At 70.3% G+C, this 12670-nt stretch carries 13 protein-coding genes and 2 riboswitches; of the genes, 5 read left to right on the top strand and 8 right to left on the bottom strand.

Annotated elements, in window-relative coordinates; translation table 11 throughout:
* Positions 1-2: 2 nt before the first annotated feature.
* Genes rbfA through KZ813_RS05630 form a run of 3 tightly spaced genes read right to left on the bottom strand, consistent with a single transcriptional unit; the run spans position 3 to position 3889 of the window.
* Complete coding sequence (gene rbfA / locus KZ813_RS05640) at positions 3-398, bottom strand: 30S ribosome-binding factor RbfA (protein ID WP_219753991.1); 396 nt, start codon at positions 396-398, stop codon at positions 3-5.
* A gap of 48 nt (positions 399-446) precedes the next feature.
* Positions 447-3185: a translation initiation factor IF-2 gene (gene infB / locus KZ813_RS05635; protein WP_219753990.1), complete on the bottom strand. Its 2739-nt coding sequence runs from the start codon at positions 3183-3185 to the stop codon at positions 447-449.
* Complete coding sequence (locus KZ813_RS05630) at positions 3182-3889, bottom strand: DUF448 domain-containing protein (protein ID WP_219753989.1); 708 nt, start codon at positions 3887-3889, stop codon at positions 3182-3184. The genes infB and KZ813_RS05630 overlap by 4 nt, the downstream gene beginning before the upstream one ends.
* Before the next feature lie 38 nt (positions 3890-3927).
* On the opposite strand from KZ813_RS05630, the gene KZ813_RS05625 reads away from it, so the two are divergent.
* Positions 3928-4239: a GIY-YIG nuclease family protein gene (locus KZ813_RS05625; protein ID WP_183928178.1), complete on the top strand. Its 312-nt coding sequence runs from the start codon at positions 3928-3930 to the stop codon at positions 4237-4239.
* Between the two features lie 154 nt (positions 4240-4393).
* Here KZ813_RS05625 and KZ813_RS05620 read toward each other — a convergent pair whose 3' ends face one another.
* The 3 genes from KZ813_RS05620 to rimP are packed head-to-tail and all read right to left on the bottom strand — an operon-like array spanning position 4394 to position 6887.
* Complete coding sequence (locus KZ813_RS05620; protein WP_219753988.1) at positions 4394-4642, bottom strand: tautomerase family protein; 249 nt, start codon at positions 4640-4642, stop codon at positions 4394-4396.
* The gene (gene nusA, locus KZ813_RS05615; protein ID WP_219753987.1) at positions 4642-6303 is read right to left on the bottom strand and encodes a transcription termination factor NusA; all 1662 of its coding nucleotides are present in this window, start codon (positions 6301-6303) and stop codon (positions 4642-4644) included. The genes KZ813_RS05620 and nusA overlap by 1 nt, the downstream gene beginning before the upstream one ends.
* Positions 6303-6887, bottom strand: coding sequence for a ribosome maturation protein RimP (gene rimP / locus KZ813_RS05610; protein WP_219753986.1), 585 nt, complete (start codon positions 6885-6887; stop codon positions 6303-6305). Before rimP ends, nusA begins: the two co-directional genes overlap by 1 nt.
* Positions 6888-7148: 261 nt before the next feature.
* On the opposite strand from rimP, the gene KZ813_RS05605 reads away from it, so the two are divergent.
* Positions 7149-8294, top strand: coding sequence for a PQQ-dependent sugar dehydrogenase (locus tag KZ813_RS05605; protein ID WP_219753985.1), 1146 nt, complete (start codon positions 7149-7151; stop codon positions 8292-8294).
* 118 nt (positions 8295-8412) lie between these two features.
* The gene (locus tag KZ813_RS05600; RefSeq protein WP_219753984.1) at positions 8413-9624 is read left to right on the top strand and encodes an MFS transporter; all 1212 of its coding nucleotides are present in this window, start codon (positions 8413-8415) and stop codon (positions 9622-9624) included.
* 51 nt (positions 9625-9675) lie between these two features.
* On the opposite strand, the gene KZ813_RS20345 is transcribed toward KZ813_RS05600, so the two are convergent.
* Positions 9676-10233 carry a PEPxxWA-CTERM sorting domain-containing protein gene (locus KZ813_RS20345; protein ID WP_219753983.1) on the bottom strand — a complete coding sequence of 186 codons (558 nt, stop codon included), beginning with the start codon at positions 10231-10233 and terminating at the stop codon, positions 9676-9678.
* A gap of 215 nt (positions 10234-10448) precedes the next feature.
* Positions 10449-10712 carry a hypothetical protein gene (locus KZ813_RS05590; RefSeq protein WP_219753982.1) on the bottom strand — a complete coding sequence of 88 codons (264 nt, stop codon included), beginning with the start codon at positions 10710-10712 and terminating at the stop codon, positions 10449-10451.
* 141 nt (positions 10713-10853) lie between these two features.
* A riboswitch (glycine riboswitch) is annotated at positions 10854-10956 on the top strand.
* A riboswitch (glycine riboswitch) is annotated at positions 10957-11069 on the top strand. It begins immediately after the preceding riboswitch.
* Between the two features lie 52 nt (positions 11070-11121).
* Here KZ813_RS05590 and gcvT point away from each other — a divergent pair.
* Together gcvT and gcvH are read left to right on the top strand one after the other, a co-directional pair.
* Positions 11122-12267, top strand: a complete 1146-nt coding sequence (gene gcvT / locus KZ813_RS05585) for a glycine cleavage system aminomethyltransferase GcvT (protein WP_219753981.1) — start codon at positions 11122-11124, stop codon at positions 12265-12267.
* A 1-nt stretch (position 12268) separates the two neighbouring features.
* On the top strand, positions 12269-12640 hold the full coding sequence (gcvH, locus tag KZ813_RS05580) for a glycine cleavage system protein GcvH (protein ID WP_219753980.1): 372 nt from the start codon (positions 12269-12271) through the stop codon (positions 12638-12640).
* Positions 12641-12670: the final 30 nt, after the last annotated feature.

Below are 12670 nucleotides of genomic sequence, written 5' to 3'. Positions count from 1 at the left end.
CGTCAATCGTCCTCGCCCTCGGCGGGCAGGTCGCGCGCCACCTCAGGGCGGCGCAGCAGCGAGTCGATGTGGCTGCCCTCGTCGAAGCTCTCGTCCGCCAGAAACTTGAGCTTGGCGGCATATTTGGTCCGCACGCGGTGCGCCACCTCGCGCTGGAGATAGGCGGTGTTGGTACGCAACGCCTTGAGCACCGCGTCCTCGTCGCGCCCGAGCAGCGGCTTCACGAACACGGTGGCATGGCGCAGATCGGGCGACATGCGCACCTCGGTGATGCTCACCATGTGCGACGTGAGCGTGTCGTCGTGCACGTCGCCGCGCTGGAGGATCTCCGACAGCACGTGGCGCACCTGCTCGCCGACGCGCAGCGTGCGGACCGATTTTTCCTGGGGCTGGTTCATCTCGTCCCTGACCCTCTCCCCGCCGGGAAGAGGGCCCTCTGTCGCTCGTTACAGCGTGCGCTCGCGCAGCTCGACCTCGTACGTCTCGAGATAGTCGCCCGCCTTGATGTCCACGAAGTTCTGCGTGAACGTCACGCCGCACTCCAGGCCGGCGCGCACCTCGGCGACGTCGTCCTTGAAGCGGCGCAGCGACGCGATCTCACCCTGGTAGATGATGACGTCGTTGCGCGTGATGCGTGCCTTGAGCGCCTTGCGGATGACGCCCTCGGTGACGAGCAGACCCGCCGCCTTGCCGTGCTTGCCCGCGGAGAAGACCTCGCGGATCTCGGCGCGGCCGACCACCGTCTCGAACGCCTCCGGACCGAGCTCGCCCGCCATGCCGGCGCGGATCTCGTCGATCAGGTCGTAGATGACGTCATAATATTTCAGCGCCACCTTCTGCCGCTCGGCGATCTCGCGCGCCTTGGCGTTGGCGCGGACGTGGAAGCCGATGATCGGCGCCCCCGACGCCCCCGCGAGCGTCACGTCGCTCTCGGTGATCCCGCCCACGCCCGAGTGCAGCACCCGCGCCTTGATGAGATCGGTCGAGATCTTGTTGATCGACGCGACGATCGCCTCGACCGTGCCCTGCGTGTCGGCCTTCACCACGAGCGGATACTCGATCGCGGCATTGGCGCGCAGTGCGGAGAACATGTTCTCGAGGCTGGTCGGTGCCGCGGTGGTGCGCTTCTGGAGCAGGACGCCCTGGCGATATTCCGCCACCTCGCGCGCGCGCGCCTCGTTCTCGACGACCTGGAGCTGGTCACCCGCCGACGGCGTGCCGGACAGGCCGAGCACCTCGACCGGGGTTGACGGACCCGCTTCCTTGAGCTGGCGCCCCTTGTCGTCGACCAGCGCGCGCACCTTGCCGCTCTCGGCACCGACGACGAAGACGTCGCCGACCTTGAGCGTGCCGCGCGTGACGAGCACGGTCGCGACCGGGCCGCGGCCCTTGTCGAGCTTGGCCTCGATCACGCTGCCCTCGGCGGCGCGATCGGGGTTGGCGGTGAGGTCGAGCAGCTCGGCCTGGAGCTGGATCTTCTCGATCAGCTCGTCCAGCCCCGTGCGCTTGAGCGCCGAGACCTCGACGTCCTGCGTCTCGCCGCCCATCATCTCGACCTGGACGTCGTGCTCGAGCAGGCGCTCGCGCACCCGCTGCGGGTTGGCGTCGTGCTTGTCGATCTTGTTGATCGCCACGATCATCGGCTTGCCCGCCGCCTTGGTGTGGTTGATCGCCTCGATCGTCTGCGGCATCAGCCCGTCGTCGGCGGCGACCACCAGCACCACGATGTCGGTCACGTCGGCGCCGCGCGCGCGCATCGCGGTGAATGCCTCGTGGCCCGGCGTGTCGAGGAAGGTGACCTTCGACTTGTCCTTCAACGTCACCTGATAGGCGCCGATATGCTGCGTGATGCCGCCGGCCTCGCCCTTGGCGACGTCGGTGCCGCGCAGCGCGTCGAGCAGGCTGGTCTTGCCGTGGTCGACATGGCCCATGATCGTGACGACCGGGGGACGCGGCTGGAGCTGGTCCGACGAATCCTCGGTGGTGTCGAGCGCGAGATCGACGTCCGAATCGGACACGCGAACGATGTTGTGACCGAACTCGGTCACCAGCAGCTCGGCGGTGTCCTGGTCGATCGTCTGCGTCATGGTGACGGGCATGCCCATCTTGAACAGCGTCTTGACCAGGTCGGCGCCGCGCTCGGCCATGCGGTTGGCGAGCTCCTGCACGGTGATCGCCTCGGGCACCTGCACGTCGCGGACCTGCTTGGCCTGCGGCTCGCGCGGACCGGAGAAGCCGCGCTTCTCCTTCTCGCGCGCGCGCTTCAGCGCGGCGAGGCTGCGCGCGCGCGCGCCGTCCTCGTTGAGCGCGCGGGTGACGGTCAGCTTGCCGCCGCGGCGCTCGTCGCCCTTGCGGTCGCGCTGCTGCGGACGCGCCGGAGCGGCGTTGCGCGGCGTCGACTGGCCGCTGGGCAGGGCGCGCGCGGGGCCGCTCGCCGCACCACCGGCAGGGGCGGGTGCCCCCGCCGCGGGCGCCTGGGCGGCGACCGGCTTCGGCTCGGGCTTGGGCTGCGGCTTGGGGATCTCGGGCCGGGCGACCGGCGAGAAGCGCCGCGGCGCCGGCATCGCCGGGTCGCGCGCCAGCTCGAGCGTCGACGGCGCCGCGGGCGCAGGCTCGGGCGTCGCGCGTGAGACGGGCACCGGCGTCGGCGCCTCGGTGCTCGGCGCCGCCGGGGTGGGCTCAGGCGCCGGCGACGGCTCCGCCGCCGCGGGCGCTGCCGCGGGCGTAGGCGCCGGCTCGGGCGTCGGCTCGGCCGCGAGGGCGCGCGCTTCCGCCTCGACGCGCGCGCGCTCCTCGACGCGGCGTCGCTCGTCCTCGACGGCGCGCTGGCGCTCGGCCTCCTCGCGGCGACGGGCCTCCTCCAGCGCGTGCATGCGCTGGTCCTCGGCCTCGCGCAGCAGGCGCGCCTGACGCTCCTGCGCGGTCTCGTTGGAGACCGGCGGGCGCGGCGCGGGGCGCGCCGGGGCGGGGGGCGGCGTGGCCGCGACCGGCTCGGGGGCCGGCGCCGAGGTCGGCTCGGGCGTGCCCTGCGGACCGAGCACGCGGCGACGCTTCACCTCGACCACCACCGTGTTGCTACGGCCGTGACTGAAGCTCTGCTTCACCTTGCCGGTCTCGACCGTGCGCTTCAGCCCCAGCGGCGCGCGCATCCCGAGTTTCGGCTTGTCGTTGTCGGTCTCGCTCACTCAAATTCCTCGTGCAATCTCACGGCCGAAACGGGCCCGGCAGTGCCGGGCGCCGATGCGCCTTGCGCGGCCGTAGCGCAAGGTGCGGGGGTCAGTTCAGGGCCGATAAAGTGCAGCCAGCGATCGAGCGCCTCGCCCAATCGTCCGGCCGCGGTGCGGTCAATGACGCCTATATGTACCACATTCTCGCGGCCCAGCGCCAACGACAATATGGGGCGCGCGACCGGCAACGCCAAGCCCTTGAGGTCACTTCCTTCGCGTTCGCTGCCGACGCGCCACGCCTGGGCCAGCTTGCGGCGGCCGTCCTCGCTCGCGTCGGCGGCGTGGTACAGAGCGTGGAGTTTGCCCGAACGTGCCGCGGTCTCGATCCGCTCCGCGCCCGTGGCGATCGTGCCGGCGCGCGCCTCGAGCCCGAGTCGGTCGAGCGCGTTGCGCTCCAGCGCGGCGGCGATCAGGTCCGGCAGGTCGTCGGGCAGGGTGAGGTCGCCGGTCTTGAACGCGCGCGCGAGCGCGCCGCGCAGCTTGCCCTTGGCGATCGCCTGCTCGAGTGCGGGACGCGCCACGCCGATCCAGGCGCCGCGGCCGGGTGCCTTGGCGCGCACGTCGGGCAGCACGCGCCCGTCCGGCGCGAGCGCGAGGCGGATCAGCCGCGCCGGGTCGGCGCGCTCGCGCGTGAGCACGCAGGAGCGGACGGGTTCGCTCATGCGAGCGCCTCCTCCATAATGAAGAGGGAGGCCCATCGATGCGCGAACGCGTGCCCTGCGTGTACCTGCTGGCGAGCGCGCGTCATGGCACTCTGTACGTCGGCGTGACGGCGGCGTTGGCGGCGCGGGTCGCGCAGCATCGTTGCGGAAACGCTGACAGCTTCACCAAGCGACACGAAGTGACGCGGCTCGTCTGGTATGAGACGGCCGAGATGATGGTCGACGCGATCGCCGCCGAGAAGCGCATCAAACGATGGCCACGTCAGTGGAAGTTCAACCTCATCGAGCGCGACAATCCGCATTGGGATGATTTGGCAGCCGGTCTGGGTTTGCCGCCGCTGCGTGGGTGAGAGTCGGTCAGCCCAACTCGCGCCGTCACCCCGGACTTGTTCCGGGGCCCACTTGTCCGCGTGCGCCTCCGCCGGCGGGCGCGCGGCACGGTAGATCCCGGCACAAGGCCGGGATGACGGGTGAGCCAGCGACTGCGCGAGACCGCCTAGAGTCTCATTGCCCGGGTGCCGCATGCGCGTCTCCCTGGTTGGAAGACGCGGCAGGTGCCGCGCCCGCGTCGCGGTCGGCGAGCAGCTGCCCGCCCGCGCCGTAATTCTCGGTCGACACTTCCTCGATCACGACCTGCACCGCGGCCGGGTTCTTGCCCAGCCGCGTCACCAGCGAGGACGTGACATCGGCCACGATCCCCGCCTTCTGCTCGCGCGTCGCGCTTCCCGCCAATCGGATCGAGACGAACGGCATCAGGCCTCCGTCTCCTGCTCGGCATGCTCGTCGCCGGCGGCGTCGGCGTCGGCCGACCCATCCGCCGCGCCGCCCTCGTCCTCGAACCAATGCGCGCGCGCGGCCATGATGATCTCATTGCCCTGCTCGTCGCTCAGCCCATATTCGCCCAGCACGCCGCCGTTGCCGCGGCCGTCGTTGCGCGAGTCGCGGCGCGGCGCCTCGTCGTTGCGCCGGCGCGGCTCGGCGCGCTTCTTCTCGACCAGCTCGTCGGTGGCGAGGTCCGCCAGGTCGTCGAGCGTCTTGATGCCGGCCTTGCCGAGCGTGACCAGCATCGCCTCGGTGAGATACGGCAGCTCGGCCAGCGCGTCCTCGACGCCCAGCGCCTGGCGCTCCTCGCGCGCGGCCTGCTCGCGACGGTCGAGCGCCTCCTGCGCGCGGCTTTGCAACTCCTGCGCGAGATCCTCGTCGAAGCCCTCGATCCCGGCGAGCTCGTCGAGCTCGACATAGGCGACCTCTTCCAGCGCGCCGAAGCCCTCGGCCACCAGCAGCTGCGCCAGCGTCTCGTCGACGTCGAGCTCGTTCTGGAACAGCTCGGAATTCTTCACGAACTCCTGCTGGCGCTTCTCGCTGGCGTCGGTCTCGGTGAGGATGTCGATCGCCTTGGCGGTGAGCTGCGAGGCGAGCCGAACGTTCTGGCCGCGGCGGCCGATCGCGAGGCTCAGCTGATCGTCGGGCACGACCACCTCGATGCGGTCCTCCTCCTCGTCGATCACCACGCGCGCGACGTTGGCCGGCTGGAGCGCGTTGACGACGAACGTGGCGGTATCCGGCGACCAGGGGATGATGTCGATCTTCTCGCCCTGCATCTCCTGCACCACCGCCTGCACGCGGCTGCCCTTCATGCCGACGCACGCGCCGACCGGGTCGATGCTCGAATCGTGCGAGATCACGCCGATCTTGGCGCGGCTGCCCGGATCGCGCGCGGCGGCCTTGATCTCGATGATGCCGTCGTAGATCTCGGGCACTTCCTGCGCGAACAGCTTCTTCATGAAGTCCGGGTGCGCGCGGCTGAGGAAGATCTGCGGACCGCGGTTCTCGCGCACCACCTTCAGGATCAGCGAGCGGATGCGGTCGTTGACGCGCACCACCTCGCGCGGGATCTGCGCGTCGCGGCGGATCACGCCCTCGGCGCGGCCGAGGTCGACGACGATATGGCCGAACTCGACCCGCTTGACGACGCCGGTGATGATCTCGCCGGCGCGGTCCTTGAACTCCTCGTATTGGCGCTCGCGCTCAGCGTCGCGCACCTTCTGGAAGATCGTCTGCTTGGCGGCCTGCGCCTGGATGCGGCCGAACTCGATCGGCGGCAGCGGGTCGACCAGATAGTCGCCGACGCTCGCGCCCGGCTGCAGCTTCTGCGCGCCGGCGACGTCGACCTGCTTGTAGATGTCGTCGACCAGCTCGACCACCTCGACGACGCGCCACAGTCGCAGGTCGCCGTTGTTGGGATCGAGCTTGGCGCGGATGTCCATCTCCTGGCCGTAGCGCGTCCGCGCGGCGCGTTGGATCGCGTCCTCCATCGCCTCGATGACGATCGCCTTGTCGATCATCTTCTCCGACGCGACCGAGTTGGCGATCGCGATCAGCTCGGCACGGTTGGCGGTGACCCCGGTGGCCATCAGTTCGATTCCTCTTCTTCCACGGTGTCCGCGTCCGCGGACATGTCCTCTATCTCTTCGTCGGCGCCCTCCATCGAGAGCGGCACGGTCGCGGCGATCAGCCGGTCGGTGAGCACCAGCTTGGCGTCGGCGATCAGCGCGAAGGGCACCTGCGCCACCTCGCCGGTGCGCGGGTGGCGGATCGCGATCGAGCCGTCGACGTCGATGCCTTCCAGCTCGCCCTTGAACTGCTTCTGCCCGTCGACCGCCTCGGTGAGCACGATCCGTGCCTCATGGCCCGACCAGTCGGCGAAGTCCTGGCGACGGGTCAGCGGCCGGTCGATGCCGGGGGATGACACCTCCAGCCGATACGCGCCCTCGATCGGATCGCGCTCCTCCGCCTCAAGCTCGTCGAGCTTGTCTGATAGTCGCCGCGACAACTCGGCGCAGTCGTCGATCGTCAGCTGGCGCGTGTCGGGGCGCTCGGCCATCACCTGGAGCGTGCGCTCGTCGTCCCTGCCGAACAGCCGCACGCGCACCAGCGCGAAGCCCAGCGTCTGCGCCTCGGGCTCGATCAGTCGGTAGAGGGCGTCGTTGTCGCTCAAGTGCACCTGCCGGACATGCGTTGTTCGCCGCCGCGGAGCGAGCCCCGCAGCCCCTTGCACCTCACGATGTAAGAGAAAGCACGACGGATATAGCGGCGTCTCCGCCGTGTCGCAAGCACGAGGGTGACACGCCGGTAAAATCCCGCCCTCCTGTAACGAAGCGTGGCCAGGCGCACCGGCCGCTTAAGTGGCGCCGTGCACTCGGCTACGTCCGCTTCTCGCCGCGGGCGCCGCTCTCGCCGGTGAACCGGGAGATCTCAGATGACCAGAAGTTGCCCCGCCCCCGCCCCCGCCCTCACCGTCCTGGCCCTCGCCCTCGCGCTGCCGGCGAGCGCCGCGTCCGCCGCGGCGCAGGACACGCCGCCCTTCACGGTCACGCCGGTGGCCGACTTCGACTCGCCCTGGGCGATGACCTTCCTGCCCGACGGGCGGATGCTGGTGACCGAGAAAGCGGGGCAGCTCCTGCTGGTCGCCGCCGACGGCGCGGCGCGCCGGACGATCGCGACGCTGCCGGTCAGTTCCGCGGGGCAGGGCGGCCTCATGGACGTGGTGCTCGCGCCCGACTTCGCGCGCAGCCGCCGCGTCTACCTCAGCTATTCCGCCGTGGGCGCGGGCGGCAAGGGCGTGGTGCTCGCGCGCGGCACGCTGTCGGGCGCCGCGGGCGCGGAGCAGCTGACCCGCATCGAGACGCTCTACCGCGCCACGCCGCTGGTCGAGGGCGACGGGCATTTCTCGGGTCGGATCGCCTTCTCGCCCGACGGCCGCTATCTGTTCTTCACCGCGGGCGACCGACAGAAGTTCACACCCGCGCAGGACAAGCGCGCCTCGCTCGGCAAGGTGCTGCGGCTCACACCGGATGGCGCGCCCGCGCCGGGCAACCCGCTCGCGGCGCAGGGCTTCCTGCCGGAGGTGTGGAGCTACGGCCATCGCAACCTGCTCGGCCTCGCGTTCGATCGCGCCGGCAACCTGTGGCAGCAGGAGATGGGCCCCAAGGGCGGCGACGAGGTCAATCTGGTGCTGCCGGGGCGCAATTACGGTTGGCCTCATGCCTCGAACGGCTCGCACTATGACGGGCGCGACATCCCCGACCATCGCGCCGGCGACGGCTATGAGGCGCCCAAGGTCTGGTGGAACCCGGTGATCTCGCCGGGCGGGCTGATGATCTACTCGGGCGCGCTGTTCCCGCAGTGGCGCGGCGACGCCTTCATCGGCGGGCTCTCGTCCCAGTCGCTGGTGCGCGTCGACGTGGACGGCACCGCCGCGCGCAAGGGCGACCAGTGGCGCATGGGCGCGCGGATCCGCGAGGTGGAGCAGGGGCCGGACGGCGCGATCTGGGTGCTTGAGGACGGCGGCGACAAAGGTGAGGGGCGGCTGCTGAAGCTCACGCCGAAGGAAAGAGAGGGGTGACGTTTGGCGAGAAGCGCCGCCGCGGCCGCGTCGACCCGGCGATCGCTCATCGCTCTTGACGCTGCACTGCACAATCGCCAGCTGACCCGGACACAGCATCATCAACCGGGGACTCTACATGGCGACCGCCATCACCGATGTGCGCCGCGCGCCCGTCGGCCTGATCCATCTGTCGCTCGCGGTCGGCGGGTTCGCGATCGGCACGACCGAGTTCGCGACGATGAGCCTGTTGCCCGACATGGCGCGCAGCCTCCACGTCGACGCGCCGACCGCCGGTCACGTCATCAGCGCTTACGCTTTGGGTGTGGTGGTGGGCGCGCCGACGCTCGCGGTGCTGGGCGCGCGGCTGGCGCGGCGCACGCTGCTGATCGCGCTGATGACGCTGTTCGCACTCGGCAACGCGCTGTCGGCGATCGCCCCGAGCTACTCGACCATGATGGTCGCGCGCTTCCTCGCCGGGCTGCCGCACGGCGCCTATTTCGGCATCGCCATGCTGGTCGCCGCCTCGCTGGTGGAGCAGGGCAAGCGAACCCAGGCGGTGGCGCGGGTGATGCTCGGCCTGACGGTGGCGACGATCGTCGGCGTCCCGCTCGCCAACCTGATGGGGCAGGTGATCGGCTGGCGCTCCTGCTTCATCGTCGTCGCCGCGCTGGCGGGGCTGACCGCGGGGTTGGTCGCCGCCTTCGCGCCGCGCGACCGCGGCGACCCGGCGGCGAGCCCGCTGCGCGAGCTGGGCGCGCTGCGTCGCCCTCAGGTGTGGCTGACGCTCGGCATCGGCGCGATCGGCTTCGGCGGCCTGTTCGCGGTCTACACCTATCTGGCCGACACGATGGCGGCGGTGACCCAGGTCGGGCCGCGGTTGGTGCCGCTCGCGCTGATGACCTTCGGCGTCGGCATGACGCTGGGCAACATCGTCGTCCCGCGCTTCGCCGATCGCGCGCTGCTGCCCACCGCCGCGGCGGTGCTGGTGTGGAGCCTGGTCGCGCTGCTGCTCTGGCCGCTCGCCGCGCCGCATCTCTGGGCGGTGCTGGTCGTGATGTTCGCGATCGGCGTGGGCGGTTCGCTCGGCAGCGTGCTGCAGACCCGGCTGATGGACGTGGCGGGCGACGCGCAGGCGCTGGCGGCCGCGCTCAACCACTCGGCGTTCAACACGGCCAACGCACTGGGGCCGTGGCTCGGCGGCATCGTCATCGCCGCCGGTTACGGTTGGACCTCGACCGGCTGGGTCGGCGCGCTGCTGGCGGTATGCGGGCTGGCAGTCCTGGGGCTCTCGGCGGCGGTGGAGCGACGTGGCGCGGCGCGCGGCTCCCGCGCCTGCCCGGCGTCGTAGCGCGCTCCTCTCGCCCCGTCGTCGGTTCCTCTCCCTCGACGACCGGTTCCCTCAGGCCAGCTGCGTACCGCGACGGCGCTGGCCGCGGTAGCGGCTCGTGTAACCGATGATCCCGAAGCCGAGGATCATGAGGGTCCAGCTCGACGGCTCGGGAACAGCCGACCGGAGCGGTTGAGTGCCCGAGGAGCCGAGCACGGTGAAGTGAACCGGGGCATGAACCATCTTCCAGCCGCCGTCGGTGCCGTCACTATAATGCTCGCTGAAGTCCAGATCGCCCATGATCTCTCCGGGCGTCGTCGTCGATTTCATCAGCAAGGTCACCCTGGACTGATTCTCGTCACTCATGCTCAATTTCACCTGGGCAGCGGTGACAGCCCCGCCGCTGAGCGTGACCCCGGGAAATTTGGCGGTGGGACGGCCGTTGTATAACTTAAGCTGCTTGTCGAGCGTGATGTTGTAGGGCGCCGAGGTGAAGACGACGTTTGTCGGCGTCGACGTGCCGCCGTCGGTCAGGCCATACAACACGCCTGTCAGCTGGGTGCCCTCGAATGAGAATTTGATATCCGTCGCACAAGCCGGTGTCGCCACGATTGCGAATGCCGCGACCACGTAAGAACGCCTTCTTCTTCCCACTTCATCCTCCGTTGACGCACGTCGGATCGACGCGCTCCAATGTAGAGCGGATGGAGGGTAGGCGAGAGGCGGCCGGGACTTATTGTATTTCGGCTCGCCTATTCAGTTAATTGTCGGCGGATCTGCGATCGATGCTTTGATGAGCATTCTATCCTGATGTTATCCTTGGTGGCGGATCCGGGAAGTCGGTGTCACATGACGATACCGGGTTTCGCCTCGGCGATCGCGGCGAGCACCATCCGCTCCCACACGGCGACATCGCCCGCCGCCGCCATCGCCGGGCTGGGCGCGCGCAGCGTGTGCAGCACCGCGATGGCGTCGTCGCGATAGTCCCGCCACGTGGCCGCTACCTGCGCCGAGGCCGACTCGGACTCGCCGTGGCCGTTGGCGCTGAGATGCTGCCCGGCGAGCACGCGCGCGATGCGATCGACGGCGGGCGAGGTGGCGGTGTCCATGCGAGCTGCTCCTTCTCCTGTTGTGCAAACACCGTAGCACGAGCACGGCCCCGCCGCGCGGTCGCCGTCGCGCCGCGAACGCGATTGACACAGCCCGCGCTTGCCGTAGAGCAGCGGGACGTCGATGCCGGGCGACCGGCATGGGCAGGCGCGGGAGAGTGCGGCTGGCCTTCGAGGCCGCGAGCCGCCGCCGAAGGAGCAACCACCCCGGAATCTCTCAGGCAGCAGGGACCGCGCCGGCCTGTATCGACGCTCTGGAAAGCGGCGGCGCGCTCCCGTGAGGTCGCGCCACCCACCGAAGGGGTAACCCGGTGTTGACCGGGGAAAGCTCTCAGGTCCCGTGACAGAGGGGGAACGGATCGGTGTCGGGCAGCCGGCGCGATACGCCCTCGCACGTACGGACATGATCATGAGCGACCCGGTCCTGGACACCGACGACGACCTCGAGCCGATCGAGATCCTCACCCTCCCGCTCGACGCCTGGCACCGCCGGCAAGGCGCGCGCATGGTCGAGTTCGCCGGCTATCACATGCCCGTCCAGTACGAGGGCATCATGGCCGAGCATCTCTGGACGCGCGAGCACGCCGGGCTGTTCGACGTCAGCCACATGGGCCAGCTCAGCATCACCGGCCCGGGCGTGGCGACCGCGCTGGAGGCGCTGATGCCCGCCGCGATCGGCGACGCGCCGCTCGACAAGGCGCGCTACTCGCTGCTGCTCGACGATCAGGGCGGCGTGCTCGACGACCTGATGCTGACTCCCCAGGCGGCGGACCGCGTCTACATGGTCGTCAACGGCGCGACCAAGTACGACGACGTCGCTCACATGATCGAGCGCCTGCCCGACGAGATCACGCTCAACCTGATGGAGGAGCACGCGCTGCTCGCGGTGCAGGGTCCCGAGGCGGTCGCCGCGGTCGCGCGGTTGGTCCCTGGCGTCGACGCGCTGGTGTTCATGCAGGCGGGCGCGTTCGAGTGGCAGGGGCATCCGCTGTGGATCAGCCGTTCGGGCTACACCGGCGAGGACGGCGTCGAGATCTCGGTCCCCGCCGAGGCCGCGGTGGCGCTGGCGGACGCCCTCGTGGCGCAGCCCGAGGTGAGGCCGATCGGTCTGGGCGCGCGCGACTCGCTGCGGCTCGAGGCGGGGCTGCCGCTCTACGGGCACGACCTCGATCCCACGACCACGCCGGTGATGGCCGATCTCGGCTTCGCGCTCGCGAAGCGGCGGCGCGAGGCGGCGGATTTCCCGGGTGCCGCGCGCGTGCTCGCCGAGCGCGAGGCGGGTGCCGCGCTGCGCCGCGTCGGCCTCCTGGTCGAGGGGCGCCAGCCGGTGCGCGAGGGCGCGAGCGTGGTCGACGAGTCGGGCGCGGCCGTCGGTCGCGTCACCAGCGGCGGTTTCGCGCCGAGCGTCGGCGCGCCGATCGCGATGGCCTATGTTCCGGCGGCGCTCGCCGCACCCGGCACGGCGGTGACGTTGTCGCAGCGCGGCAAGCCGCACCGCGCCACCGTCGCGCCGATGCCGTTCGTTCCCCACCGTTACTTCCGAGGAGTGAAGTGAGATGAGCCGCTATTTCACCGAGGATCACGAGTGGATCGAGGTCGAGGGCCAGACCGGCACCGTCGGCATCAGCGACTATGCGCAGGGGCAGCTCGGCGACATCGTCTTCGTCGAGGCGCCTGACTCAGGGCGCAGCTTGGGCAAGGGCGACGAGGCCGCGGTGGTCGAGAGCGTCAAGGCCGCCTCGGACGTCTACGCGCCGGTCTCGGGCACGGTGACCGAGGGCAATCCCGCGCTCGCCGACGAGCCGTCGCTGGTCAACTCGGATCCCGAGGGCGAGGGCTGGTTCTTCAAGCTGACGCTCAGCGACCCGAGCGAGCTCGAGTCGCTGATGGACGAGACCGCCTACGCCGCCTTCGTCGCCAAACTGTGATGTGACTCCCCTCCCGGACGGGAGGGGAGG

This window comes from Sphingomonas folli (assembly GCF_019429525.1).
Taxonomy (GTDB): Bacteria; Pseudomonadota; Alphaproteobacteria; order Sphingomonadales; family Sphingomonadaceae; genus Sphingomonas; species Sphingomonas folii.
This window is presented reverse-complemented; position numbering and strand designations above follow the sequence as displayed.

Coding starts and splice junctions, on each gene's coding strand:
- nusA (WP_219753987.1), bottom strand. CDS start 6,303: ATGGCCACCGGGGTCACCGCCAACCGTGCCGAGCTGATCGCGATCGCC.
- KZ813_RS05605 (WP_219753985.1), top strand. CDS start 7,149: ATGACCAGAAGTTGCCCCGCCCCCGCCCCCGCCCTCACCGTCCTGGCC.
- gcvT (WP_219753981.1), top strand. CDS start 11,122: ATGAGCGACCCGGTCCTGGACACCGACGACGACCTCGAGCCGATCGAG.
- KZ813_RS05630 (WP_219753989.1), bottom strand. CDS start 3,889: ATGAGCGAACCCGTCCGCTCCTGCGTGCTCACGCGCGAGCGCGCCGAC.
- KZ813_RS05590 (WP_219753982.1), bottom strand. CDS start 10,712: ATGGACACCGCCACCTCGCCCGCCGTCGATCGCATCGCGCGCGTGCTC.
- KZ813_RS05600 (WP_219753984.1), top strand. CDS start 8,413: ATGGCGACCGCCATCACCGATGTGCGCCGCGCGCCCGTCGGCCTGATC.
- KZ813_RS05620 (WP_219753988.1), bottom strand. CDS start 4,642: ATGCCGTTCGTCTCGATCCGATTGGCGGGAAGCGCGACGCGCGAGCAG.
- gcvH (WP_219753980.1), top strand. CDS start 12,269: ATGAGCCGCTATTTCACCGAGGATCACGAGTGGATCGAGGTCGAGGGC.
- rbfA (WP_219753991.1), bottom strand. CDS start 398: ATGAACCAGCCCCAGGAAAAATCGGTCCGCACGCTGCGCGTCGGCGAG.
- KZ813_RS05625 (WP_183928178.1), top strand. CDS start 3,928: ATGCGCGAACGCGTGCCCTGCGTGTACCTGCTGGCGAGCGCGCGTCAT.